This is a genomic window from Bradyrhizobium sp. CSA112, assembly GCF_029051645.1.
Classification (GTDB): domain Bacteria; phylum Pseudomonadota; class Alphaproteobacteria; order Rhizobiales; family Xanthobacteraceae; genus Bradyrhizobium.
In genome coordinates, this window is sequence record NZ_JAACFS010000001.1 from 144320 (window position 1) to 166684 (window position 22365).

A 22365-nucleotide genomic window follows, 5' to 3' on the forward strand; every position below is an offset into this window, starting at 1 on the left:
ATCCGTGGAGCTCGCGGTTCTTGGGGCTGACCAGCCCGGTTTCGCTGATGGTGACGCGCGGCATCGGCGATGATCTGTGCGTTGAATCTCAGGTACCCGGCCGCGACACCTCGGTCTCCTTGCTGGTGATGAACTCCAGCAGCACGGGTACGCCTTCCTGCGTCTTGGCAATGCCGCGCCGGATGGCGGGGATGATGTCTTCCGGCGTGGTCACCCGCTCGCCATAGCCGCCAAAGGCCCGCGCCATCGCGGCGTAGTCGCCGGAAATGTCGGTCGAGCGGTATTTCTCGGTCGAGATCGGCATCACCTTCAATTCGATCGCCATGGAAAAATTGTTCAAGAGGATCGACATGATCGGGATACGCTCGCGCACCGCGGTCTCGAAATCCATGCCGGTGAAGCCGATCGCGGCATCGCCCCAGACGTTGATGCAGAGCTTGTCGGGTTTTGCCAGCTTGGCGCCCATCGCAAGGCCGAGGCCGTAGCCGAGCTGCGTGGTCTTGCCCCAGCCGATATAGGAGAGCGGCTCGACCGATTTCCAGAACGGCGAGAGCTGGTCGCGCGGGCTGCCGGCGTCGTGGGTGATGATGGTATTGTTGATGTCGACGGTGCGCTGCAGATCCCACAACACGCGATAGGGGTTCAGCGGCGCGTCGTTATGCGTCAGCTTCGGCATCCATTTCGCCAGCCATTCCTTGTGGGAGGCTGCGATCTCGGCGGCGACCGCCGTCGCGTCGCGATCGGTCGTGACGCTCTTGCCGATCGCTTCCAGCAAGGCATCGAGCACCAGGGCGGCATCGCCGACCAGGCCGACCTTGGCCTCGACATCCTTGTTGAGATGGTTGGGGTCGAGCGTTGAATGGATGATGGTCTTGCCCTTCGGCATGGCGATGCCGAATGACGTCTCGGTGAACGAGCAGCCGATGCCGAAGATCACATCGGCTTCGCCCAAGAATTTCGGCACCGCGCGCGGCACGGCGAGGCCGCCCGATCCCAGCGACAGCGGATGCGTTTCCGGAAAGGACGACTTGCCGCCAAGGCTGGTCGTGACGGGAATGGCGAGGCGTTCGGCCAGCCGCCTGAGCTGCGGCCAGGCCCTGGCGTAGTGCACGCCCTGGCCGGCGTAGATCACCGGGCGCTTCGCTGCGACGAGGAGGGCCGCCGCTTCCGTTATGTGTACGGGATCCGCGCCGTAGCGGGTGCGTAGCACCGGTGTGTAGTTCAGCGGCTCCGGCACTTCCTCGTTCCACATGTCGGCGGGGATTTCGACGATCACCGGCCCGCCGCGGCCGTTTTTCAATTTGGTGAACGCTCTCCGAAAAATGTTGCAGACTTCCGCCGCGATGTTGATCGGTTCGGACGATTTCGAGAACGCCTTCATCGCCTGGCTGGAATTGAAATTCGGGTCGATGTTGGCGAGCCTGCGCGCATAGCCCATCGGCAGCACCAGCACGGGCACCGATTCGCCGTAACATTGCGCCACGCCGCCCATCGCGTTCTCGGCGCCGGGTCCATGCTGCATGCAGAACGCGCCGATCGACTGGCCCGAGGTGACGCGCGAGATCGCGTCCGCCATGTGAACGCCGATGCGTTCCTGGCGCACCATCACGGGGCGGATGTCGGCATTGGCGGCATATTCAATGAGATGATTGACCGGATAGCCGCAGAGGATTTCGATTCCCTCCCGCTTCATGATTTCCGCGATGGCGGCGCCGAGCTTCATGACGGTCTCTCCCCTCGATACGGGCCGGTTTGGTCCAGCCGATTTGCGACAGTTGGACAGGATTTTCCGACCCGGTAAAGCGCGGACGGCGCGTGCGTTCGGAAGTGCTGATATGCGTTTTGCCGCTCAAGCCAAAAGATGAGGCAACCGGGGGAGAATATTCCTGCTGTGAGCGCCCGAGCTGCAGGCGAAAGTGGATCGTTTTGACTCGGCTTCGACGCTGCTGCGTTGCGAAAAAATCACAGCCGCCGGCCAACCGAAGCGGCTTCACGGGTTTGTCATTCTCGCTGGAGATTTTTGCATTAGGTGTGTGCGCATGCATTTGCATGAAGCGCGGGGCATCGCGGGACACAATTTGCATACGTCGCGGGGCATCGCGAACAGGAGATATACAACAATGAAAACAGCGCGAACTTTAATTCTAAGCTCGGCGGCGGGGCTGCTCGCCCTGGGTGGGGCACAGGCGGCAGACCTTCCGGTCAAGGCCAAGGCAGTCGAATATGTCAGAGTCTGTTCGCTTTACGGCGCCGGCTTCTACTACATCCCAGGCACCGACACCTGTATCAAGATCGGCGGCTATCTGCGCGTCGACACCACCTTCAACGGCGGCGCCCACGGTGCGCCGGCCTGGAGCGGCGATCTTGGTCAGCAAAACCGCTTTCGCGACTATTTCGTCAGCCGTTCGCGCATGGCGCTGACGGTAGATACCCGCACCGCCACCGAGTATGGCGTGGTGCGCACCTTCGGTCAGGGCGATTTCCAGTTCAACAACTTCGGAACGTCCAACGCGACCGCCCTCAGCGCATTCCCTGGCGGCGCAGCAAACTCGCTTTCCATCCCTGGCGGCGGCTACGTCGCGGTCGAATACCTCTTCATCCAGTTCGCCGGCTTCACCTTCGGTAAGTCCTCGTCGGCCTATTCGACGCCCTGGAACGGCTTTCCAGGCAACATCAACTCAAACCTGCTCGGCGGCAACAACACCGACACCGGCGTCAACAACATCCAGTACACCGCCGAATTCGGCAACGGCGTATCGGGCTCGATTGGTCTCGACGACCCGACCGTCTGGAATCGCACCGCCGTCTATAACCTGAGCATCCCCGGTGCGATCGGCGCCAACGGAACCGGATCGAGCGCCTATGCCGGAACTCACGCTCCGGACATCGTCGGCAGAATCCGCGTCGATCAGGCCTGGGGTTTGTTCCAGGTTTCGGCTATGGCGCATGAGGTCAGCGGCTCGTACAATACGCTTGGCGCGAGCGCCGTGCCGAACAACTTGTCCGAAATCAGCGGGCATCCCGAAACCAAGTGGGGCGGCGCGGTAATGGCTGCGTTGCAGATCAAGAATCTGCCGACCGGCCCGGGCGACGACATCAAGTTCGACGTCTCCTATGCCAAGGGCGCCACCAAGCAAGTGATCGCCACCAGCGGCACCTCACCGAACTTCGCGATGTTCGGCGACAGCGGCTTCGGCTACCAGAGCGTCGGCTTCGGCGCGACCACGGATGGCGTCTACATGCCCGGCGCAGGCGGCACGGGCGGCATCGTCCTGACGACGGCCTGGGGCCTCCGCGGCGCGTTCAATCACAACTGGAACCCGAACTGGTCGACCAGCCTGTTCGGCAGCTACTCCGCGGTCAGGTATGACGGCAGCGCCGACGACAATCTGCTGGGTGCGGGAACCACGACCGCTAAGGGCGCTTACTGCGCCGCCTTCGCCCTCAGCCACCCGGGTCAGGCAGCGGGAACCTACAGCTGTAACCCCGACTTCAACGTCTCGCAGCTTGGCGTCGTTACCCGCTGGACCCCGGTCAAGAACCTGACGTTCTCGGGCGAAGTCCAGTGGTTCCATCTCGACCAGAAAATGTCGGGCTCTTCGGTGTTTACGGCAACCGCGCCGAAGCCGAACGCGGTGTACGAGTTCAAGGATCAGGACACGGTCCTGCTCCAGCTCCGCGTCCAGCGTAACTTCTGAGAATGACTTTAAGGACCGGGCTATTGTGCCCGGTCCTTTGTTCAACGCCGCGGTGCGGCGGGGTGACTACCTCGCCATGCCGCGGCGTCTGAACATCGCCGCCATCGGCGACGGTGGACGGGCGGCGCTCAATCGATGGTAAATTTTCCGTATCGTACGATTCCGGAGGCGCAATTCTTCGTTCGCCTTAATCAATCGTTCAGTCCGTTCCTCAAGGCCTCTTCAACCGTTCCGACCTAGAGTTTAACCAGTATGGCGCGGGAGAATTCCGGGGAGCGTCGATAGGAGTTTATCTATGCGTCGAATACTGGCACGATTTGTCGACGATGAGCGCGGTGCTACCGCCATCGAATACTGCCTGATTGCGACAGGTATCAGCATCGTGATCGTGACCGTCGTCAGTGGCATCGGCAGCACGCTCAGCACGAAATTCAACGACGTCAGCACCTCGCTCAAGTAGCGGCAAGGCCGCGCAGGCATCATGCTAGAGCTGCTATTTGGGTCAACGTTGGTGGACTGGGGGCCGCCGATCCTGGCCTATGTGCAGCAAAATCCGTGGCGCGTATTCTACGCGATATTGGTCGCAGCCCTGCTGATTGATTGGATGGTCAACGACCGGTCTGGCAATTGCGATGGCGGGCTGGACTTTGGCAGCGGGGACGGGGACGGCGGCGGGGATTGAAACCGGCGCTATTTATCTTTCCTGTCCGTATTCAGCGCCCGCACCATCGCGATCCGCGAAAACATCAGCCAGCCGCCACCAGTCTCCGCCGCATTGATTAGATTCTCGACTGCGGTCTGCCAGTGCGCCTCGCGTTGCACTTTTTCCGGCAACGCCATGATGTAGTCGGCGGCCTGCTGCAGCGTCACGAGCCTGCCTCCGCCGCGAAGCGGTATCGGATCATCGAACGGGGTCGACCACGGCATTGCGCGCTAGATGATGCTATCGCGCTCCTTGCCCAATCATCCGGCCTTCTTGGTGCGGGCGGCAGCGCGCACCGGCTTCTCCGCCTTCTTGGGCGCTTCCTTCGCCGTCTCCTTGGCGGCGCGTTTGCCGCTGCCGCTGATCGGCAACAACATCTCGCGCTGGCCGGCGGCGGCCTTCTTCGGCTTCTTGCCCTTGGTCTTGGCGGCGGGGGCGGCCTGCTTTTCGCTGGCGAGGCTGCGCTTGAGCGCGTCCATCAGGTTGATGACGTTACCGGTGGTCTTTGGCGCCGCCTTGGCCTTGGTGCTGAGGCCGTTGCGCTTCTGGTTGATCAGGTCGATCAGCGCCTGCTCATAACGGTCCTCGAACTGCTCGGGCTCGAATGAGGCGGATTTCTGCTCGACGATATGCCTTGCCAGATCAAGCATATCCTTGGTGATCTTCACGTCCTGGATGTCCTCGAAATATTCCGTCTCGCTACGGACCTCGTAGGGGTAGCGCAGCAGCGTTCCCATCAGCCCCTTGTCGAGCGGCTCCAGCGCGATGATGTGCTCGCGGTTGGTCAGCACCACCCGTCCGATTGCGACCTTGTCCATGCTGCGGATGGTTTCGCGGATCACCGCAAACGCATCGTGGCCGACCTTGCCGTCAGGCACGAGATAATAGGGGCGGATCAGGTAGCGGCCGTCGATATCGGATTTCGGAACGAATTCGTCGATCTCGATGGTGCGGGTCGATTCCAGCGCGATGTCGTCGAGCTCGTCCTTCGACACTTCGATGTAGGTGTCGGTGTCGATCTTGTAGCCCTTCATGATGTCGTCGTTGGCGACTTCCTCGCCGGTCTCGGCGTCGACCTTGGCGTATTTGATGCGATGGCCGGTCTTGCGGTTGATCTGGTTGAAGGAGACCTTCTCGGTATCCGACGTCGCCGGATAGAGGGCGACCGGACAGGTCACGAGCGAAAGGCGCAGAAAACCCTTCCAATTGGCGCGGGGGGCCATGGGGATACTCCGAGGACGCAACAGACGACTGGTAAGAATACCATCGGATGCCCTCGTCTCAAACATGGCGTTAATCGCCGAACGGCCCGTTCTGCCAGCCGGCCTGCGACCTTTTGGACGCTGCGGCCCGCAGCATGGCTGCGAAGCCCGGAACATCGTTTCCGATCAGGCGTTGCTTTAACAAGCGGTGCATTCGCTGGCATTACAGGCACTTACTCAAAGAGGTCCCATGGCAACACGACGACATGGCCAGATCACCGAAACCCCGACCGAGGCGCGTCAGGCTGAACCCGGACCGTCGGTACTCGCTCTCCTGACGGTTTCGACCGGGCTCGCGGTTCTGATCCTGGGCATCGTCTGGTTCGTATTCTTCCGCATCTGAGGGACTGACCGAGGCGGCGGGATCAGGGCTTGCCTGTCCCTGCGTGGGAGGCGCGCCGCCTTTTCGGAAATCGACGCAAAGCAACCTGCCCGGCCCTTGGGGCATTCAATTGGGCATGTTAGGCGTTCGGCCTGCGGGCATGCCCGGCCGCGGAAAGCCTCATGACGAAAAAGTAACATAGCGCCATGTGCCCCGTTCATGGCCCGTTCACGCCGATGAGCCTCATCTTGAGATCTGATATCGTAGGGCTCACTTTTGGAGGCCAGCTTGCGCCTGCTCGTTGTTGAGGACGATCCGGATCTCAACCGTCAGCTTACGACGGCCTTGACGGATGCCGGTTATGTGGTCGATCGCGCGTTCGACGGCGAGGAGGGGCATTTCCTCGGTGACAGCGAACCTTATGACGCCGTGGTGCTCGACATCGGGCTGCCCAAGATGGACGGTATCTCGGTCCTGGAGGCATGGCGCCGCAACGGCCGCGGCATGCCCGTCCTGATCCTCACCGCCCGCGACCGCTGGAGCGACAAGGTACAGGGCTTCGACGCCGGCGCCGACGACTACGTCGCCAAGCCGTTTCACCTCGAAGAAGTGCTGGCGCGAATTCGCGCGCTGCTCCGCCGCTCCACCGGTCATGCGCAGTCGGAACTGACCTGCGGCCCGGTCTCGCTGGATACGCGCACCGGCCGCGTCAGCGTCTCCGGCAACCCGATCAAGATGACTTCGCACGAGTACCGGCTGTTGGCCTACCTGATGCATCACACCGGCCGCGTGGTGTCGCGCACCGAACTGGTCGAGCACCTCTATGATCAGGACTTCGATCGCGACTCCAACACAATTGAAGTATTCGTCGGCCGCATCCGCAAGAAGCTCGACGTCGACATCATCCAGACCGTGCGCGGGCTCGGCTACCTGCTGACGCCGCCGTCGCCCGGGGCTTGATTTGCTGACGGTTTAATTCGAGCATGACCCGATCCGAAGGCCGGTCTGCACCCTTCGGGTCGAGGCCTTAAAAGACATGCTTTTCTGGATCGTGCCCTGATGCGCGGAAGCTCGCTCGCCACGCGGCTGTTCCTGTCGGCGACCGCGTGGGTGGTCGTGATCCTGCTCATCACCGGCGTGATCCTGTCGTCGGTCTATCGTAACGCGACCGAACGCGCCTTCGACCGCCGTCTCAACCTCTATCTTCGCACCCTGATCGCCGAAGTCGCGACCCCGGACGAGCCGCCCGACCACCAGTTCCAGTCGCTCGGCGAGCCGCTGTTCGAACTGCCGCTGTCCGGCTGGTACTGGCAGGTCGTCCGCACCGACGAGAAAGCCGAGACGCGTGCGTCGCGCTCGCTGTGGGACAAGAAGCTGCCGAAGCTCGACGATATCGGCGCGGAGTTGACCCCCGCCGGCATCCGTCTCGGTTACGTCGATGGGCCCGAGGGCCAGGACCTTCGGATCGTCGAGCGGCCGGTCGATCTTGGCGCCGACGGCAAGTTCCTGGTCAGCGTGGCCGGCGACGCATCCGAGATTTTCGATGAGATCCGCGCCTTCGACTATTATCTCGGCGGCACCTTCACGGCGCTCGGCATCGTGCTGCTCTTGACCACCATCTTCCAGGTCCGTTTCGGGCTGGCGCCGCTCAAGCGCATTTCGGAATCGATCGCCGACATCCGCTCCGGTCGCGCCGAACGGCTGGAAGGCGAGTTTCCCGTCGAGATCGCGCCGCTGGCGCGCGAGACCAACGCGCTGATCGACGCCAACCGCGAGATCGTGGAGCGGGCGCGCACCCATGTCGGCAATCTCGCGCACGCCATCAAGACGCCGCTGTCCGTCATCGTCAACGAAGCCGCGGCCCACGCAGTAAATCCCTTTGCCAGCAAGGTGTTGGAGCAGGCCGATGTGATGCGGGATCAGGTCGCCCATCACCTCGAGCGCGCGCGCATCGCCGCGCGCGTCACCATCGTCGGCACCGTCACCGAGGTCGCGCCCGCCATCGAGGCGTTGCGGCGGACTATGGAAAAGATCCATCGGGATCGCGACCTCACGATCGCGGTGAAGGCCGACGCGCAGGCGAAGTTCCGCGGTGAGCGCCAGGACCTCGAGGAGATGGCCGGCAATCTGGTCGACAATGCTTGCAAATGGGCGGCCTCGCAGGTCTTCATCGAGGTGAGGGCGGAGCCGCCGTCAGAGCCCCTTGCCGGGCCGCGGCTGCGGATCATTGTCGATGACGATGGCCGCGGATTGTCCGCGGCCGAGCGCGCGCAGGTGTCCCGGCGCGGCCAGCGGCTGGATGAATCCAAGCCGGGGTCCGGGCTCGGGCTTTCGATCGTGATTGATCTCGCCGCCCTTTACGGCGGCAGCCTTGTCCTGGGCGATGCCCCGATCGGCGGGTTGCGGGCCGAGCTGGTGCTGCCAGGGATCTGAACGCCCCGGTGGTAGTTACCTGGGGTTGAGGAGAGGGGCCGGCAATGCGCGGGGTTGATTTCGTTATTCCTAAACGGGTTCTTAACGCGCACACTCCTAAAATCGGCGGCGGACGCGCTTTGCCGGCCGTATGACACAAGCATATCCACACCAGGCGAATGAGCCAGACATCGACCGAGCGGCTGAGGGACTATCTTGCCCAGCTCCCGCCCCAATCGCAGGCGCTGCTGATGCGCGAGTTCGAGCGCGCCATCGAGCGCGGGGAAGACGTCGCTGTCGCCAATTTCGTGCTCGAGCAGTTGCGCAAGGTCGTGCGCGGAACCGAGACGCGTCCGCGGACCGACGATCCGGCGCGCCTGCTGTTCCGTCCGCTTGAGCCGTTTCTGGTCGAAAGCAACTTTCCGGTCAGGGCCGGGCAGGTCCGGCGTGCATCGCTGCTGCCGGTCTGGCAATGGCTGGGCCGCGACGGTGCGCCCGATGCCGCGCGCGCATTCGAAACTGCGCTTGCCGAGATCAGGCAGAGCGGCAGCAGCGCGGGCCTCGAAGGCGCGATCCGCAAGTTCCAGTTCGCGGCAGCCGACGCGATCGTCAAGGTCGCCACACCGGTCTCGGGCGACGACAGGCATCGGACGCTCGCCCGTATCGGCCCGCCCAATGTCGTCGAGGATTTGTTGTCGATCGGAGGAGTGCTGCGGGCGCGCGAGGCGTTGGATACGCTCGGCAGCCGGATGCCCAGCCAGTTGCGGGTATTTTCCGAAGCCCAGATTGCCTCGGTGGGTACGGCGCTCAATGTTCCCTCGTTGCAGACGCCGCAATTGCTACCGTTCGCGCTGTCGCTGATCATGCAGCGGCTGGCGTCGCCGTGGCAGATCATCCGCCTCGCAATCAAGATGGCGGCATCGGACGACGAGATTCGCGTGGCTGCCACGCCCTACGGCGTCGCCGTCACGATCGCGCTGCACGACCTCTCGTTCCTCACGGCCTGCCTGCGCACGGACATCAGGCGCGGCCATTTCGACAATGTCGGCGAGCAATTGAAAGCCCTGCACGACGGCGTGCGCGGTCTCCGCACCGAGCTCGATCTGCGCAACGATTCCGTGTGGGGCCGCCAGCTCACCTCGATCCGCGCGGATATTTCCAATTCGCTGCAGTCAGAGATCGAGAGCGTGCCCGGCCGGGTCCGCCGCATTCTACGTCAGCGCGCCGACAAGGATATCGCTTCCGCGCCCAAGATCGATGCCGCGGAGGTCGAAGAGATCGCCGCCCTGATCGACTTCGTGGCGGTGTGCCGCACCTATGCCAGCGAGCTCGCGATCAACGAGGTGACGCTGCGGACCTATTCCGACCTGCAGCACTACGTCGAGCGATCCACCGAAAGCCTGGTGCAGGCGCTGCGCGGCGGCGACACGAGGGCGCGCGCCTACCGGCAGATGCAGGCCAAGGCGGCGATCCGCTTCTGCGAAACCCTGTTCGGTCATGACTATGCTTCGCTGATGAGCCGGGCAGCCGAAAATGCCATGACCGGCGAACGCAAGACGACCAAGGTCGGCTAGCGTTACTGCGTTGCAAGCCCCTCATGGTGAGGAGCGCCGACGGGTCCGCGCGTAGCGCGGCCCGATGACAGGCTCCGCGCGTCTCCGGACGATGCTTCGCATCGCCGGGCGAACCATAAGGCCCCGTCTGTGGCCTACATCCTTCGAGACGCCCGCTCTGCGGGCTCCTCAGGATGAGGGCTTTGAGCAGCTATCACGCAGTAGACTTAGCGCGCCTATCGCGTCATGCCTTGCGCCGATCCTTGGCATCGCGAAGGAATTCGGCGAAGGCCTTGAGTGTTACATCGGAAACGTGATGCTCGATGCCCTCGGCGTCACCCTCCGCGGCTTCCTGCGGGACGCCCAGCGCCAGCAGGACATCCACCACCAGGCGGTGACGGGCGCGGACGCGCTTGGCAAGGGTCTCGCCCTTTTCGGTCAGGAACACCCCGCGATAGGGGCGGGCGGTCACCAGGTCTTCACGCTTCAACCGGGCAATGGTGTCGATCGCCGTCGGATGCGATACGCCCAGCCTGCGTGCGATGTCGGTAGGGCGCGCCTCGCCGGTCGTTCCGAGCAGGTCGGAGATCAGTTCGACATAGTCTTCCAGGACTGCCGTCGATCGCGCCGATCGCGCCTTTCCAAAGCGGCGCGCCTGCGTTTGTTCCGCAGGCAATGGCTGCATCGATTTGGCCCGATCTGTCGAGGGCTTGCGCAACTCTGCACCTTCCAGGCGAATCCGTCCAAACGAGCGCGACCATGGCGCGCGGCCGGCCACATTGCAAGTTGGCGGCTTGTCGCTGATCTGCGACAGGCCGGCGGTGCTTGCGAAGACCGGGCACGACATCTTGACAGTTAACGGTACAACATTAACATGTAGCCTTAGCTACATTTTGATGCCGCGGCTTATCAGTTCGGGTTTTTCTGTCGCGCGATCGGTTGGGGAAGAAGATGCGCGCGACTGCAATGGCCCTTTTGGGCACCTCGGCATTGGCTATGGTTTGCCTGAGCCACACTGCGGCGTTCCCGCAAACGGCAGCTCCTGCGCCACCGGCGCCGCAGGCTGCACCTCCTGCCGAGCCGCCGGCTTCCGCACCGCCCCCGGCAGCCGGGCAAGTCCCGGCGGAGCCAGCTCCGTCGCAGACCGCGCCTGCGCCGCCAACCGCGTCGAACGCGCCGGCGGAAGTCGACATGCCGCAGGTGACCGTGGAGGGACGTCAGCCCAAACCGGCGCGGCGGGCCGCACGCGGCGAGCCTGGTCGGCCTTCGAGGGCCGTCGCCGCGCCGTTGCCGGGTCCTGCGCCGACAAGCGCACCGGCGTCGCCCTTCAATCCGCCATTCGCGCCGTTGTCGACGATCGGGAGCAACCAGATCCAGACCGGCAGCAGCAACGGCGGATTCGGCAGCCTGTTCACCAACACGCCCGGCGCGACGTCCGCGGGCCTTGCCACGGAATCGTCACGGCCCGTTCTGCGCGGTTTGACGGATGCAAAGGTCCGCATCCAGGAGAACGGCGTCGGCGCGGTCGACGTGTCTGACATCGCGCAGGACCACGCGGTGCCGATCGACCCTCTCGCAATCCAGAAGGTCGATATCGTTCGCGGACCGGGCGCGCTCCGCTTCGGTTCGCAAGCCGTCGGCGGCGTCGTCGACGTCAACAACAACCGGATTCCGACCGCCGCGCCGCTCGGGGGAGTGGCCGCGGAGCTGAGGTCGGGCGTGACCAGCGTCAACAGAGGGTGGGAGAGCGGGCTCTTGCTGGATGCAGGCGGCCGCAACGCTGCCGTTCACGCCGACATCTACGGACGATCCTCCGGCGATTACAGCATCCCGAGCTATCCCTATCTCGTTCCGCCTGTCCCGGCGCCTGCCTTCAACGGCAAGCAGCCGAATTCGGCCTCGCAGAGTGCGGGCGCGACGGTCGGCGGCTCCTGGCTTTTCGACGGCGGTTATGCCGGCATCGCCGTCTCGCGCTTTACCAGCGACTACTACGTCCCCGGCATTGCGACCGCCGCTGCCCGTCAGCACAACGACCTCGAGCAAACCAAGATCAGCTCCAAAGGCGAGTATCGTCCGGACGCCAGCGCGCTGGCGGCCGTCAGGTATTGGACCGGATATTCGGAGTATCGGCACGACGAGACGGTGCTCGCCACGACCGGATTTCAGGAGATTACCGCCACCTTCAAGAACAAGCAGACTGAGGGCAAGCTCGAGTTCGAGTTCGCGCCGTTCGCTACGCCGCTAGGTCCGCTGACCAGCATTGTCGGCGCGCAGGGCGCCTACCAGCAACTGGATACGGCTGGTCAGGCGATCTTGCTTCCGGCCCAGACAAGAACGGCGGCGGCGTACTTCCTCAATGAAATCAGGCACACGGATACGCTGCGCACGCAGTTGGCTGGACGCATCGAGGGGGTCAATGTTGCGGGAACGGCATTCACTTTCCCGCCGAATTTTCTTCCGCCTCCGGATGAGCCGGGCAGGGCGGCTGCCAAGCTCGACTTCATGCCGAAGAGCAGCAGCTTCGGCATCATCAAGGATCTTCCATCCTCGCTGGTCGGAAGCCTGACGCTGCAGCGTATCGAGCGTGCGCCGCGCGCCCTCGAACTGTTCGCGCAGGGACCCGACGGCTCGGAGAAGACGTTCAAGATAGGCAACCCGAACCTCGGAATTGAAACCGCGCAGACGGCGGAAGTCGGCTTGAAACGCACCGATGGCGATTTCAGGTTCGCCGCGAATGCCTACTACACGTCGTACAGCAAATTCATTTTCTCGCGCGCCACCGGTATCATTTGCCAGGAAACGTTTGCTTCCTGCGGAGCCGGCACCGATTACATCCAGGTCAACTACGATCAGCGCGACGCAACCTTCCGCGGCGGAGAGCTGGCCTGGCAATGGGACGCCGTACAGCTCGCCAACGGCACCCTCGGCCTTGACGGTCAATATGATATCGTGCGGGCGACTTTCACCGACGGGAGCAACGTGCCGCGCATCCCTCCGATGCGCCTCGGCGGCGGGGTCTACTGGCGCAACGACAACTGGTTTGCGCGCGTCGGCTTGCTGCATGCATTCGCGCAGAATGACATTCCGCAGTTCGACACGACTACCGCCGGCTACGATCTGGTCAAGGTGCAGCTCGAACATCGAAAGTTCTGGAAGGATTCGCCATGGGGCGCGGTCGAGGTCGCGACGGGCCTGGTCGGCGACAATTTGCTCAACGCCAACATTCGCAACTCCGTCCAATTCCACAAGGACGAGATCCTGCAGCTCGGGCGGGGCTTCAAGCTGTTTCTCAACGTCAAATACGGTGTCGACCGGCCGAGCGGATCGCCGGGCACCTGGATCGGCGCGGCGAAACGGTCGGCTGCCAACGGCTACTACAAGAGCCCGGCGCTGGATGCCGCGGCCTGGAACTGGGCGGGCATCTATGCCGGCGGTAACGTCGGATATTTGAGGGGTGAGGGGGTTACCAACGCGGCGTTCAATGACGCGGCAACCGGTGCGTCGCTTTCCGGAGCCCGCCTGTCGTCCACGCACGACACCGCGAGCTTTGGCGTTCAGTCCGGCTATAACTGGACATCGGGCCGGATTCTGGCAGGCATTGAAGGCGATTTTGAATACCGCAATCAGCGCGGAAGTAGCGCGACCGCATGCCCCGGCAACATCTGCAACCCGGCGTTCGCTCCGCTCGACGCCACCGTGACGGCGAGCCTGGACTATCGCTTGGGGTGGGTCGCCTCGGTTCGCGGCCGCGTCGGAACGCTGGTGACGCCGGACCTGCTTGCCTACGCCACCGCGGGCGTTCCGTTCGGCAAGATCACGACGTCGACTTCCGTCGCGGGCTTCGACACCGCTGGTGCTGCGACGACGGCGTCTTTGGATCGGCACCTGTATCGATTCGGCTGGGCGGTAGGCGCCGGTTTCGAGGCGCGGCTGACCGGCAACTGGACCGGAAAGCTCGAATACCTTCACATGGATTTCGGTTCGGTGCGTTCGACGCCGTCTACGGCTGCCAATACAGCACTTGCATTTGATGCCAACACGCGGGTGACCAGCGACGGGGTCAGGATCGGAGTGAACTACAAGTTCGGCGGTACTATCATCGTCGACTAACTGTCGAAGCGATACTCCGCGACCGGACCGCCAGTGGTTCTATTTGACGGTGAAGCGGATCGGCTGCCGCACGACAACGAATTCGCCGGGAAATGTTGCGGGCGGCGCAGGGAAAGGCTGCGCGCGCCTGAGGAGCGCAATGGCTTCCTCGTCAAGGGCGTTGGAGCCCGAACTTTGAGTCACGCGGGCGTTGATCACCATACCCTTGCGATCAAGCGTAAACGACACCTGCGCCGTCCCTTGCTCGCGCCGCGACCGCGCGGCCTCCGGATATCGCTTGTTCTTTTCAACCAAGGCGAGGACCTGGGTTCGCCATGTCACCACGGCCTCCGAATTTTTGTTATTCGGCACGCCCTGGATCGGCGCTACGGCTACCGGTGCGATGCGTTCGTTGATCGCGTGAGGTGCGGAGGTGGTGGTGGCTGCCGCCTGCTGCTGCGTCAAGTCAGGCTGCGGTTTGGTCTGCAGCGCCACGGCGGCGTCCGGATTGGAAGCGGCCGGCAACTCGGGTGTTTCGTCGGGCGGCATCTCGTCGGGCTTCGCCACCGGCTGGGCCTCCGACATCACCTGTTCCGGACCGGGCGCGATGTCGGTCGGCGTGGTCGAGGGCGCTGCGGCCAGCGGCGCCAGATCGACCACGATCGCGCCCGAAGACTCGGCAGCCACGGTGTCGTCCTGAGAGCGCCAGCTGGCGAGCGTGGCAGTCAATCCGGCGTAGACGGACAGCACCGCAAGGCTACTGAACATCCAGCGTCGCAGGTCGGAACGATCTTCGGCCGCAAGCTCGATCATAGCGGTGAGGCTTGCTCCATTCCGACCAGGGCGACCTTGAGGTAGCCGGCGGTGCGCAGCATGTTCATGACCTGCATCACCTCGCCATACGGGACGAGCTTGTCGGCGCGCAAGAAAATACGGGTATCCTTCTGGCCCTTGGTGCTCGCATCGAGCGCGCCGGGCAGTGCGGCCCGGCCCACGGTCTCGTTGCCGACCGAAAGCGACAGGTCCGGCTTGACGGTCAGATAGACCGGCTTGTCGGGTCGCGGCTGCGGCTGCGCGTTCGACGCTGGAAGATCAACGGCGATATCGACGGTCGCAAGTGGGGCTGCGACCATGAAGATGATGAGCAGAACGAGAATGACGTCGATGAACGGTGTCACATTGATCTCATGGACCTCGGAGAGATCGCCATTGCCCTGGTTCAGTCCGGCGGCCATGGCTGCTACTCCGCTGCTGCCAGATGTCGCCGCACCAGCATGGTGCCGCTGTCGAGGTCGCGCCCGACCAGCCGCGTGATTTCTGCGGAGCCGTCTCCGAGCAGCGCCCGATAGGAGGCGATCTGGCGCGCGAACAGATTGTAGATCACGACCGCAGGGATCGCAGCCACCAGTCCCAGCGCCGTCGCCAGCAACGCCTCGGCTATGCCGGGCGCGACCACGGCGAGATTGGTGGTTTGCGACTTCGAGATGCCGATAAAGCTGTTCATGATTCCCCAGACCGTCCCGAACAGCCCGACGAAGGGGCCGGTCGATCCGATGGTGGCAAGCACGCCGGTGCCGAGAGCCGCCCGCCTGCTTGCCGCCGCCTCGATCTGCTGCAGCCGGGAGGCGATCCTCACTTTAACCCCTTCCTTGTCCATGCGGTCGGTGCTCAATCTGAGTTCGGTCATGGCGCCCTCGATCAACTGGGCAACCGTGCCGTCGGGGACTTGCCGCACGGCGTCGTCGACGCTGCGGGCGCTGGCAAGCTCGCGCAAGGCGCTGCGGGCATTCCGCCGCGCCTTGATCAGCTCGATCGTCTTTGCCAGCCACACCGTCCATGTCACGGCGGTCGCAAACACCAGGCCGATCATCACGGCTTTGACGACGATATCGGCCTGCATGAACATGCCCCAGGGACTGAGATCCCGGGGGAGCATCGCGGTGGCGACCGCGGTCCGGTCCGTTGCGTCCTGGGCCAAGGCTGGAAAGCACAGCAGTAGTAACGGAAATGAAAGAAGCGGAGCGCCGCGACGAAATTCGCGTCGAAATGCTTTCCAGGCTTGCATCGGTTAACCTCTGAGGGGGAATAATGTCTGGACTCATTTTGTAGCATCGCCTACGTCTTGGTGTAAATACTAACGGGCGTGCTGTTCCTCCGTGTATGCTGTTTCCGGTGCAATTTAGGCGATCGTTTACCATGGGGACCTGCGGCGAAGCGGGCCAGACGGGGGATCTCTGTTCCGCCGGTTTTCCTGCCGCAATTGTCAATTGCCGGGCTTGCCGCCGGTGGTGTAAAGCGGCGCAGCGGCGCTTGCTGGATGCGCCGTTCCGCCCCCGGGAACCGCTTGATGACACTGTGGTTTGTGTTCGCGCTGATGACGGTCGCGGCGATCTTCGCCGTGCTCTGGCCGTTGAGCCGCAGCTCTGCTGCGCAGGCCGGCGGCAGTGAGGCCGCGGTCTACAAGGACCAGCTCGCCGAAATCGACCGCGATGTCGCCGCCGGGCTGATCGGCGTGTCCGAGGCCGAGGCCGCGCGTGTCGAAATCAGCCGCCGCCTGCTTGCCGCCGTGGACAGCCAGCACAATCTGCCGGCGCGGTCGAGCCTTGGTCTGCGCCGCGCTTCGGCCATCGTGGCGCTGGTGGGTCTGCCGATCGCGGCGGTGACGTTCTACTTGTCGCTCGGATCGCCTCAGCTCGGCGATTTTCCGCTTGTCTCGCGCACGCGTACCGCCGATGCCAATCAGCCGATCGACAACATGGTGGCGCAGGTCGAAGCGCATCTGGAAAACAACCCGACCGACGGGCGCGGCTGGACCGTGCTGGCGCCGGTGCTGGCGCGGCTTGGCCGTTACGACGATGCGGTCCGGGCCTACCGTAACGTCATCACCTATGCCGGTGACAGCGCGGAGCGTCGTTCTGATCTCGGCGAGGCGCTAGCGATCGTGGCGGGCGGCGTCGTCACGGCTGAGGCCAAGGCCGAGTTCGAACGCGCCGTTGCGCAGAACGCCGGCGAGCCCAGGGCAAACTATTTCCTTGGGCTTGCCGCCGAACAGGACGGCCGCCAGGCCGATGCCGCTGCGATCTGGCGTGGCTTGCTCGCCAAGGCGCCGGCCGACGCGCCATGGCGCCCGCTGATCGAGGCGGCGCTGGCGAGGGTCGGCGATCCTGCCGCGCCTGCGCTTTCCAATGATGCGATGGCCGCGGCCAAGGACATGAACGAGGCCGACCGCGGCGCCATGGTCCGCGGCATGGTCGACCGGCTCGCGACCCGGCTGAAGCAGAACGGCGACGATGTCGAGGGATGGTTGCGGCTGATGCGGGCCTATATGGTGATGGGCGAACGCGACAAGGCGGCGAGCGCGCTGACTGAGGCGCGCCAGGCGGTCGCCAACGATACCGAGCGCTTGCGCCAGCTCAATGAGGGCGTGAAGAATCTCGGGATTGGTGGGTGAGGCATGATGCCGGAACCCAAAGGCGAAGACAGAGGACAGAAATGACGCGCAAGCAGCGGCGTTTGACCATGATCGGCGGTTCGCTCCTGGTGCTCGCGATTGCGGCGGCGCTGGTCTTGAACGCCATGCGCGATTCCATCGTGTTCTTTTCCACGCCGACCATGGCGGCCGAGAAGCAGATCCCGCCCGGCCAGCGGTTCCGCCTCGGCGGCCTGGTGCAGCCGGGCTCGCTGGTGCGCGGCGACAATCTCGCAGTCAATTTCAGCGTCGCCGACGGCAGCGCCACGCTGCCGGTCGCCTACAAGGGAATTTTGCCGGACCTGTTCCGTGAAGGGCAGGGCGTCGTCGCCGAAGGCGCGCTGGATGCGTCCGGCGTGTTCAAGGCCGACACGGTGCTCGCCAAACATGACGAGACCTATATGCCCAAGGATGTCGCCGACGCCCTTAAGAAGCAGGGCCACTGGAAGGATGATTACGGCGCCAAGCCGGGCGCCACAGCGGCGTCTGCGCCGGTCCAGGGGAATTCGAAATGATCGCGGAAGCCGGGCACTATGCGCTGGTGCTGGCGCTCGCGCTGGCGCTGATCCAGTCCACCGTGCCGATGCTGGGCGCGCGCTGGGGCGATCAGGCCTTGATGAATGTCGCGCGCTCCACCGCGCTCGCGCAATTGCTGTTTGCCGGCGCTTCGTTCACGGCGCTGACGATGCTGCACGTCACATCGGATTTCTCCGTCGTCAACGTGTTCGAGAATTCGCACTCGATGAAGCCGCTGCTTTACAAGATCACCGGCGTGTGGGGCAATCACGAAGGATCGATGCTGCTGTGGGTATTGATCCTGGCGCTGTTCGGCGGCCTCGTCGCCGCCTTCGGCAACAATTTGCCGCTGTCGCTGCGCGCGCATGTGCTGGCGGTGCAGGGCTGGATCGCCGCCGCTTTCTATCTGTTCATCCTGGTCACCTCGAATCCGTTCCTGCGCATCGCGAGCCCCCCGATCGAGGGCCGTGACCTCAATCCGGTGCTGCAGGACATCGGCCTCGCCGTGCATCCGCCGATGCTCTATCTCGGCTATGTCGGGTTCTCGATCTCGTTTTCCTTTGCGGTTGCCGCCCTCATCGAAGGCCGCATCGATGCGGCCTGGGCGCGCTGGGTGCGGCCGTGGACGCTTGTTGCGTGGATCTTCCTTACCCTCGGCATCGCCATGGGTTCATACTGGGCCTATTACGAACTCGGCTGGGGCGGCTGGTGGTTCTGGGACCCGGTGGAGAACGCCTCGCTGATGCCCTGGCTGGCCGGCACCGCGCTGCTGCATTCCGCGGTGGTGATGGAAAAGCGCAATGCGCTGAAGGTCTGGACCATCCTGCTGTCGATCCTGACCTTCTCGCTGTCGCTGCTCGGCACCTTCCTGGTGCGCTCGGGCGTCCTGACCTCCGTACATGCATTCGCGACCGACCCGGCGCGCGGCGTGTTTATCCTGTTGATCCTCTGCCTGTTCATCGGCGGCAGTCTTTTGCTGTACGCCTGGCGTGCGTCGACGCTGAAGCAGGGCGGACTGTTCGCGCCGATCTCGCGCGAAGGCGCGCTGGTGCTCAACAACCTCTTTCTCACCACCGCATGCGCGACCGTATTCATCGGAACGCTGTATCCGCTGGCGCTGGAGGTTGTGACCGGCGACAAGATTTCGGTCGGTGCGCCCTTCTTCAACCTGACCTTCGGGCCTCTGTTCGTGCCGCTATTGGCCGCCATGCCGTTCGGGCCGATGCTGGCGTGGAAGCGCGGCGACCTGCTCGGCGCGGCACAGCGGCTGACAGCGGCGGGCATCGCAGCGCTGATCGCGATTGCGGTTCTGTGGGCGTGGACCTTCGGCGGAGCTACGTTCGCGCCGCTCGCGATCGGGCTTGCGGTATTCGTCGTCGCCGGCGCCGTGAGCGATCTCGCCGAACGCGTGGGCCTGTTCCGCACTCCCTTGACGATCGCGATGGCCCGCGCGCGCGGATTGCCGCGAGCTACCTGGGGCACGGCGTTCGCGCATGCCGGCATCGGCATCGCCCTGATCGGGATCGTCTGCGAAACCACCTGGAATAGCGAATATATCGGCTCGATGAAGCCCGACGATGTCGCCAGGGTCGCCGGCTACCAGTTGAAGCTCGACGGCGTCACGCAGCGGCAGGGGCCGAATTTCCGCGAGATGATCGCGCAATTCACGGTCGTCCGCGACGGCGAAACGCTGGAGGTGATGACGCCATCGAAGCGCAACTTCACCACGCGCGGCGCCTCGACCACCGAGGCCGCGCTGCTGACGCGCGGCGCCAGCCAGCTCTATGTTTCGCTCGGCGACACCAATGCCGACGGCGCCATCGCGGTGCGCATCTATCACAAGCCGCTGGTGCTGCTGATCTGGTGGGGTCCCGTCTTGATGGCGTTCGGCGGCCTGCTGTCGCTGTCCGACCGCCGCCTGCGCGTCGGCGCGCCGAAGCCTGCCAAGGCTGCTCGCGCGCTCCAGCCGGCGGAGTGAACCGTTGAAGAAGCTCCTCGTCAGCATATTCGTTGCCGCCCTGATGTCGGGCGCGCCGGCCGCTTACGCCGTGCAGCCTGACGAGATCATGTCGGACCCTGCGAAGGAAGCCCGCGCGCGCGACCTGTCGCGTGAGCTGCGTTGCATGGTGTGTCAGAACCAGTCGATCGACGATTCTGATGCGCCGCTGGCGCGCGACCTGCGGCTTCTGGTGCGCGAGCGGATCGCATCCGGCGACAGCGACAACCAGGTGATCGATTTTCTGGTGGCGCGCTACGGCGAGTTCGTGCTGTTGAAGCCGCGCTTCACGCCGCACACGCTATTGCTGTGGCTGCTGCCGCCGCTCGCATTGGCCGGCGGCGGAGTGGCGCTCTGGCTCTACAGCCGCCGCCGCTCGAATCCCGGCAGCGCGGCCGATCCCGCGCTGCGGCGCCTGACGGAAGAGGAAGAGGCGAGGCTGGAGCGCCTGCTCGCGGCCGATGCGCCGGACAAGCAACCCTAAGCCCGCGCCATTGTATGCGGACAGGTTTCCGCTATGACTCCCTCAGTTCAAAAACATAACCCTGGGAGAAACCGGACATGGCTCTTTCACTCTACGACGCCACCGTCGCGAATTATCTGCAGACGCTTGGCGCGGTCGGCGGCTTCCTCGATCGCAGCCTCAAGCATTTTCGCGATAACAATATCGATCCGGAAACCATGGTCGAGGCGCGACTGGCGCAGGATATGCTGCCGTTGCGTTTCCAGATCATCTCCGTCGCCCAACATTCCCGCGGCGCCATCGAAGCCGTGCAAAGCGGAGAGTTTCGTCCGCCCGCGTCAAAGACGCCGTACGATTACGCCGGATTGCAGGGGCTGATCGCGCAGACCCGCGAGGCGCTGTCGGCGTGGACGCCGGAAGCGGTCAATGCGCTCGGCGGCCGAGATGTCGTCTTTCACGTCGGCGAGCGCCAGTTGCCATTCACGGCGGAGGACTTCCTGATGTCGTTCTCGCTGCCCAATTTCTATTTCCACGCCACCACCGCCTACGACATCCTGCGCACCAACGGCGTGCCGCTCGGCAAGCGGGATTTCATGGGCCGGCTCAAATTGAAGAGCTGAGCGGCTTCGGCGCGGCGCAGGACACAATCGCTGCGCCGTCGAACGCCGCTCCTTTCAGCGAACAGAAGCGTCGCGATGCTGCCGCGTGAAGGCGCGTATGAAATCGCCTGCTAAGCGCGGTCTTTTGATTGCAATCCTTTGAACTGAATTTGCTGGCAAAAAAGTCGGTGAGCGTTGAGAACGATTGTCGACGTCAGTGCACGCATATCGATTGTCTGGATTCGCTGCTGTCCAAAACTTTATTTCCTAGCTCTATCGCAAATGAAATTTGAATGAAATTGTCCTTGTAGAACTCGCGCGCTCAACGTCGACTCCGAAGAATTCTAAGCCCTGCAACGTGCGAATGCTCGAAGAGACGATTTGGCCTTGCGCAACATAAGGTCGCATGGAATGCTTGCGCAACTTCGATGCAATGACCGAAGCCCAACTTAGATTGGTCGATCTTCTAGAAGTGTCGGTAAGTGAATTGCCGAGGGTGGTATGGATTGTAAGAGAATTGAGCCTGCTCTGGATGCGATTGCGCATGCACACAAGTCAAACGAATTGCTGAAGGTGATGAACGAGTTGCGGGAGATCTATGGTCTTTCGCATCTGGCCTATGCTGGTCTGCGAATGCCGGACCTGGCCGATACGGATCCCTATTTTATCCTCACGTATCCAGATGAATGGGTGGAGCGATATTGGCGCGAGGATTTTTTCCGGATTGATCCTGTCTATGCAGCCAGCAGGACCGGTTTTTTGCCGATCGACTGGCATGCGCTCGATCTGCAGTCGCCCGATGCTCACTACTTTTTTTCCCAAGCGGCAAAATACGGAATTGGCGCGCCCGGAATGTCGTTTCCGATGCGTGGTCCCGACGGAGACGCGGGAGCGTTTTCCTTCACGGTTAACGTGAAGCCGGAAGCGTGGGACGCATTCAAGAATAGAAACCAATCCGAGATCGCGTTCGTCGGGCTCTATTTTCATGAGCGTGTCATTCGGATCTGGTCTGATGAGCACGGGCTGAAGGTGCGGCCTTCGCTGACTGCGCGCGAGCGCCAATGTTTGCAGCGGCTCGCCGAAGGTGATCCGCCCAAGAAGATCGCGACGGCTCTTAAACTGTCGGAAGCCGCAGTGCGTCTTTACTTGAAACGCGCGCGTGCCAGATTGGGCGCTGTGAATCTCATGCAAGCCGTGATCATCGCGCTGCGCGCCAATCTCATCACTGTCCCTTGAGCGCATGGTTGCTGTTGCAGGCGGCGATGGCAAGTCGCTTGTGGCTT

Annotated in this window: 21 protein-coding genes; 14 read left to right on the forward strand and 7 right to left on the reverse strand. The window is 63.4% G+C overall.

From position 1 onward, the window contains the following. Positions 1 to 88: 88 nt before the first annotated feature. A complete protein-coding gene (locus GWE18_RS00830) occupies positions 89 to 1783 on the reverse strand; it encodes a thiamine pyrophosphate-requiring protein (RefSeq protein ID WP_275184631.1) in 1695 nt (564 codons plus the stop codon). 337 nt (positions 1784 to 2120) lie between these two features. Between GWE18_RS00830 and GWE18_RS00835 the strand changes: the two genes are divergently transcribed. The 3 genes from GWE18_RS00835 (at position 2121) to GWE18_RS00845 (ending at position 4380) form a co-directional block, all read left to right on the forward strand. After that, entirely contained in the window at positions 2121 to 3698 is a 1578-nt protein-coding gene (locus GWE18_RS00835) for a porin (protein ID WP_275183923.1), read from the forward strand. Positions 3699 to 3993: 295 nt separating this feature from the next. Beyond that, positions 3994 to 4158, forward strand: coding sequence for a Flp family type IVb pilin (locus GWE18_RS00840; RefSeq protein ID WP_275183924.1), 165 nt, complete (start codon positions 3994 to 3996; stop codon positions 4156 to 4158). 21 nt (positions 4159 to 4179) lie between these two features. Next, the gene (locus tag GWE18_RS00845; protein WP_275183925.1) at positions 4180 to 4380 is read left to right on the forward strand and encodes a hypothetical protein; all 201 of its coding nucleotides are present in this window, start codon (positions 4180 to 4182) and stop codon (positions 4378 to 4380) included. An 8-nt stretch (positions 4381 to 4388) separates the two neighbouring features. Here the strand turns inward: GWE18_RS00845 and GWE18_RS00850 are convergent, their stop codons facing one another. Both GWE18_RS00850 and GWE18_RS00855 read right to left on the reverse strand, forming a co-directional pair. After that, complete coding sequence (locus GWE18_RS00850; RefSeq protein WP_275183926.1) at positions 4389 to 4625, reverse strand: hypothetical protein; 237 nt, start codon at positions 4623 to 4625, stop codon at positions 4389 to 4391. Between the two features lie 36 nt (positions 4626 to 4661). Further along, entirely contained in the window at positions 4662 to 5624 is a 963-nt protein-coding gene (locus tag GWE18_RS00855; RefSeq protein WP_057853993.1) for a Ku protein, read from the reverse strand. A gap of 229 nt (positions 5625 to 5853) precedes the next feature. Between GWE18_RS00855 and GWE18_RS00860 the strand changes: the two genes are divergently transcribed. From GWE18_RS00860 to GWE18_RS00875, 4 genes are all read left to right on the forward strand, one after another. Beyond that, a complete protein-coding gene (locus GWE18_RS00860; protein ID WP_197423293.1) occupies positions 5854 to 6006 on the forward strand; it encodes a hypothetical protein in 153 nt (50 codons plus the stop codon). Positions 6007 to 6273: 267 nt separating this feature from the next. Further along, a complete protein-coding gene (locus GWE18_RS00865) occupies positions 6274 to 6945 on the forward strand; it encodes a response regulator transcription factor (RefSeq protein ID WP_275183927.1) in 672 nt (223 codons plus the stop codon). A gap of 99 nt (positions 6946 to 7044) precedes the next feature. Continuing rightward, complete coding sequence (locus GWE18_RS00870; protein ID WP_275183928.1) at positions 7045 to 8418, forward strand: sensor histidine kinase; 1374 nt, start codon at positions 7045 to 7047, stop codon at positions 8416 to 8418. A 158-nt stretch (positions 8419 to 8576) separates the two neighbouring features. Next, positions 8577 to 9971, forward strand: a complete 1395-nt coding sequence (locus GWE18_RS00875) for a hypothetical protein (protein WP_275183929.1) — start codon at positions 8577 to 8579, stop codon at positions 9969 to 9971. Between the two features lie 223 nt (positions 9972 to 10194). Here the strand turns inward: GWE18_RS00875 and mntR are convergent, their stop codons facing one another. Next, positions 10195 to 10797, reverse strand: coding sequence for a manganese-binding transcriptional regulator MntR (gene mntR, locus GWE18_RS00880; RefSeq protein WP_275183930.1), 603 nt, complete (start codon positions 10795 to 10797; stop codon positions 10195 to 10197). Positions 10798 to 11141: 344 nt separating this feature from the next. On the opposite strand from mntR, the gene GWE18_RS00885 reads away from it, so the two are divergent. After that, the gene (locus GWE18_RS00885) at positions 11142 to 14060 is read left to right on the forward strand and encodes a TonB-dependent receptor (RefSeq protein WP_275183931.1); all 2919 of its coding nucleotides are present in this window, start codon (positions 11142 to 11144) and stop codon (positions 14058 to 14060) included. A 39-nt stretch (positions 14061 to 14099) separates the two neighbouring features. Here the strand turns inward: GWE18_RS00885 and GWE18_RS00890 are convergent, their stop codons facing one another. The 3 genes from GWE18_RS00890 to exbB are packed head-to-tail and all read right to left on the reverse strand — an operon-like array spanning position 14100 to position 15975. Further along, positions 14100 to 14852 carry a TonB family protein gene (locus GWE18_RS00890; protein WP_275183932.1) on the reverse strand — a complete coding sequence of 251 codons (753 nt, stop codon included), beginning with the start codon at positions 14850 to 14852 and terminating at the stop codon, positions 14100 to 14102. Then, complete coding sequence (gene exbD, locus GWE18_RS00895) at positions 14849 to 15274, reverse strand: TonB system transport protein ExbD (protein ID WP_275183933.1); 426 nt, start codon at positions 15272 to 15274, stop codon at positions 14849 to 14851. The genes GWE18_RS00890 and exbD overlap by 4 nt, the downstream gene beginning before the upstream one ends. 5 nt (positions 15275 to 15279) lie before the next feature. Further along, the gene (exbB, locus tag GWE18_RS00900; RefSeq protein ID WP_342804221.1) at positions 15280 to 15975 is read right to left on the reverse strand and encodes a tonB-system energizer ExbB; all 696 of its coding nucleotides are present in this window, start codon (positions 15973 to 15975) and stop codon (positions 15280 to 15282) included. Between the two features lie 411 nt (positions 15976 to 16386). Between exbB and ccmI the strand changes: the two genes are divergently transcribed. The 6 genes from ccmI to GWE18_RS00930 all read left to right on the forward strand — a co-directional run bounded on the left by ccmI (position 16387) and on the right by GWE18_RS00930 (position 22318). Then, on the forward strand, positions 16387 to 17490 hold the full coding sequence (gene ccmI, locus GWE18_RS00905; RefSeq protein ID WP_275183934.1) for a c-type cytochrome biogenesis protein CcmI: 1104 nt from the start codon (positions 16387 to 16389) through the stop codon (positions 17488 to 17490). 41 nt (positions 17491 to 17531) lie between these two features. After that, the gene (ccmE, locus tag GWE18_RS00910; protein ID WP_275183935.1) at positions 17532 to 18023 is read left to right on the forward strand and encodes a cytochrome c maturation protein CcmE; all 492 of its coding nucleotides are present in this window, start codon (positions 17532 to 17534) and stop codon (positions 18021 to 18023) included. Further along, positions 18020 to 20002, forward strand: coding sequence for a heme lyase CcmF/NrfE family subunit (locus tag GWE18_RS00915; protein ID WP_275183936.1), 1983 nt, complete (start codon positions 18020 to 18022; stop codon positions 20000 to 20002). Before ccmE ends, GWE18_RS00915 begins: the two co-directional genes overlap by 4 nt. Before the next feature lie 4 nt (positions 20003 to 20006). Next, entirely contained in the window at positions 20007 to 20504 is a 498-nt protein-coding gene (locus GWE18_RS00920; RefSeq protein WP_275183937.1) for a cytochrome c-type biogenesis protein, read from the forward strand. A gap of 77 nt (positions 20505 to 20581) precedes the next feature. After that, the gene (locus GWE18_RS00925; protein ID WP_275183938.1) at positions 20582 to 21103 is read left to right on the forward strand and encodes a DUF1993 domain-containing protein; all 522 of its coding nucleotides are present in this window, start codon (positions 20582 to 20584) and stop codon (positions 21101 to 21103) included. A gap of 480 nt (positions 21104 to 21583) precedes the next feature. Further along, positions 21584 to 22318 carry a LuxR family transcriptional regulator gene (locus tag GWE18_RS00930; protein ID WP_275183939.1) on the forward strand — a complete coding sequence of 245 codons (735 nt, stop codon included), beginning with the start codon at positions 21584 to 21586 and terminating at the stop codon, positions 22316 to 22318. Positions 22319 to 22365 lie beyond the last annotated feature (47 nt).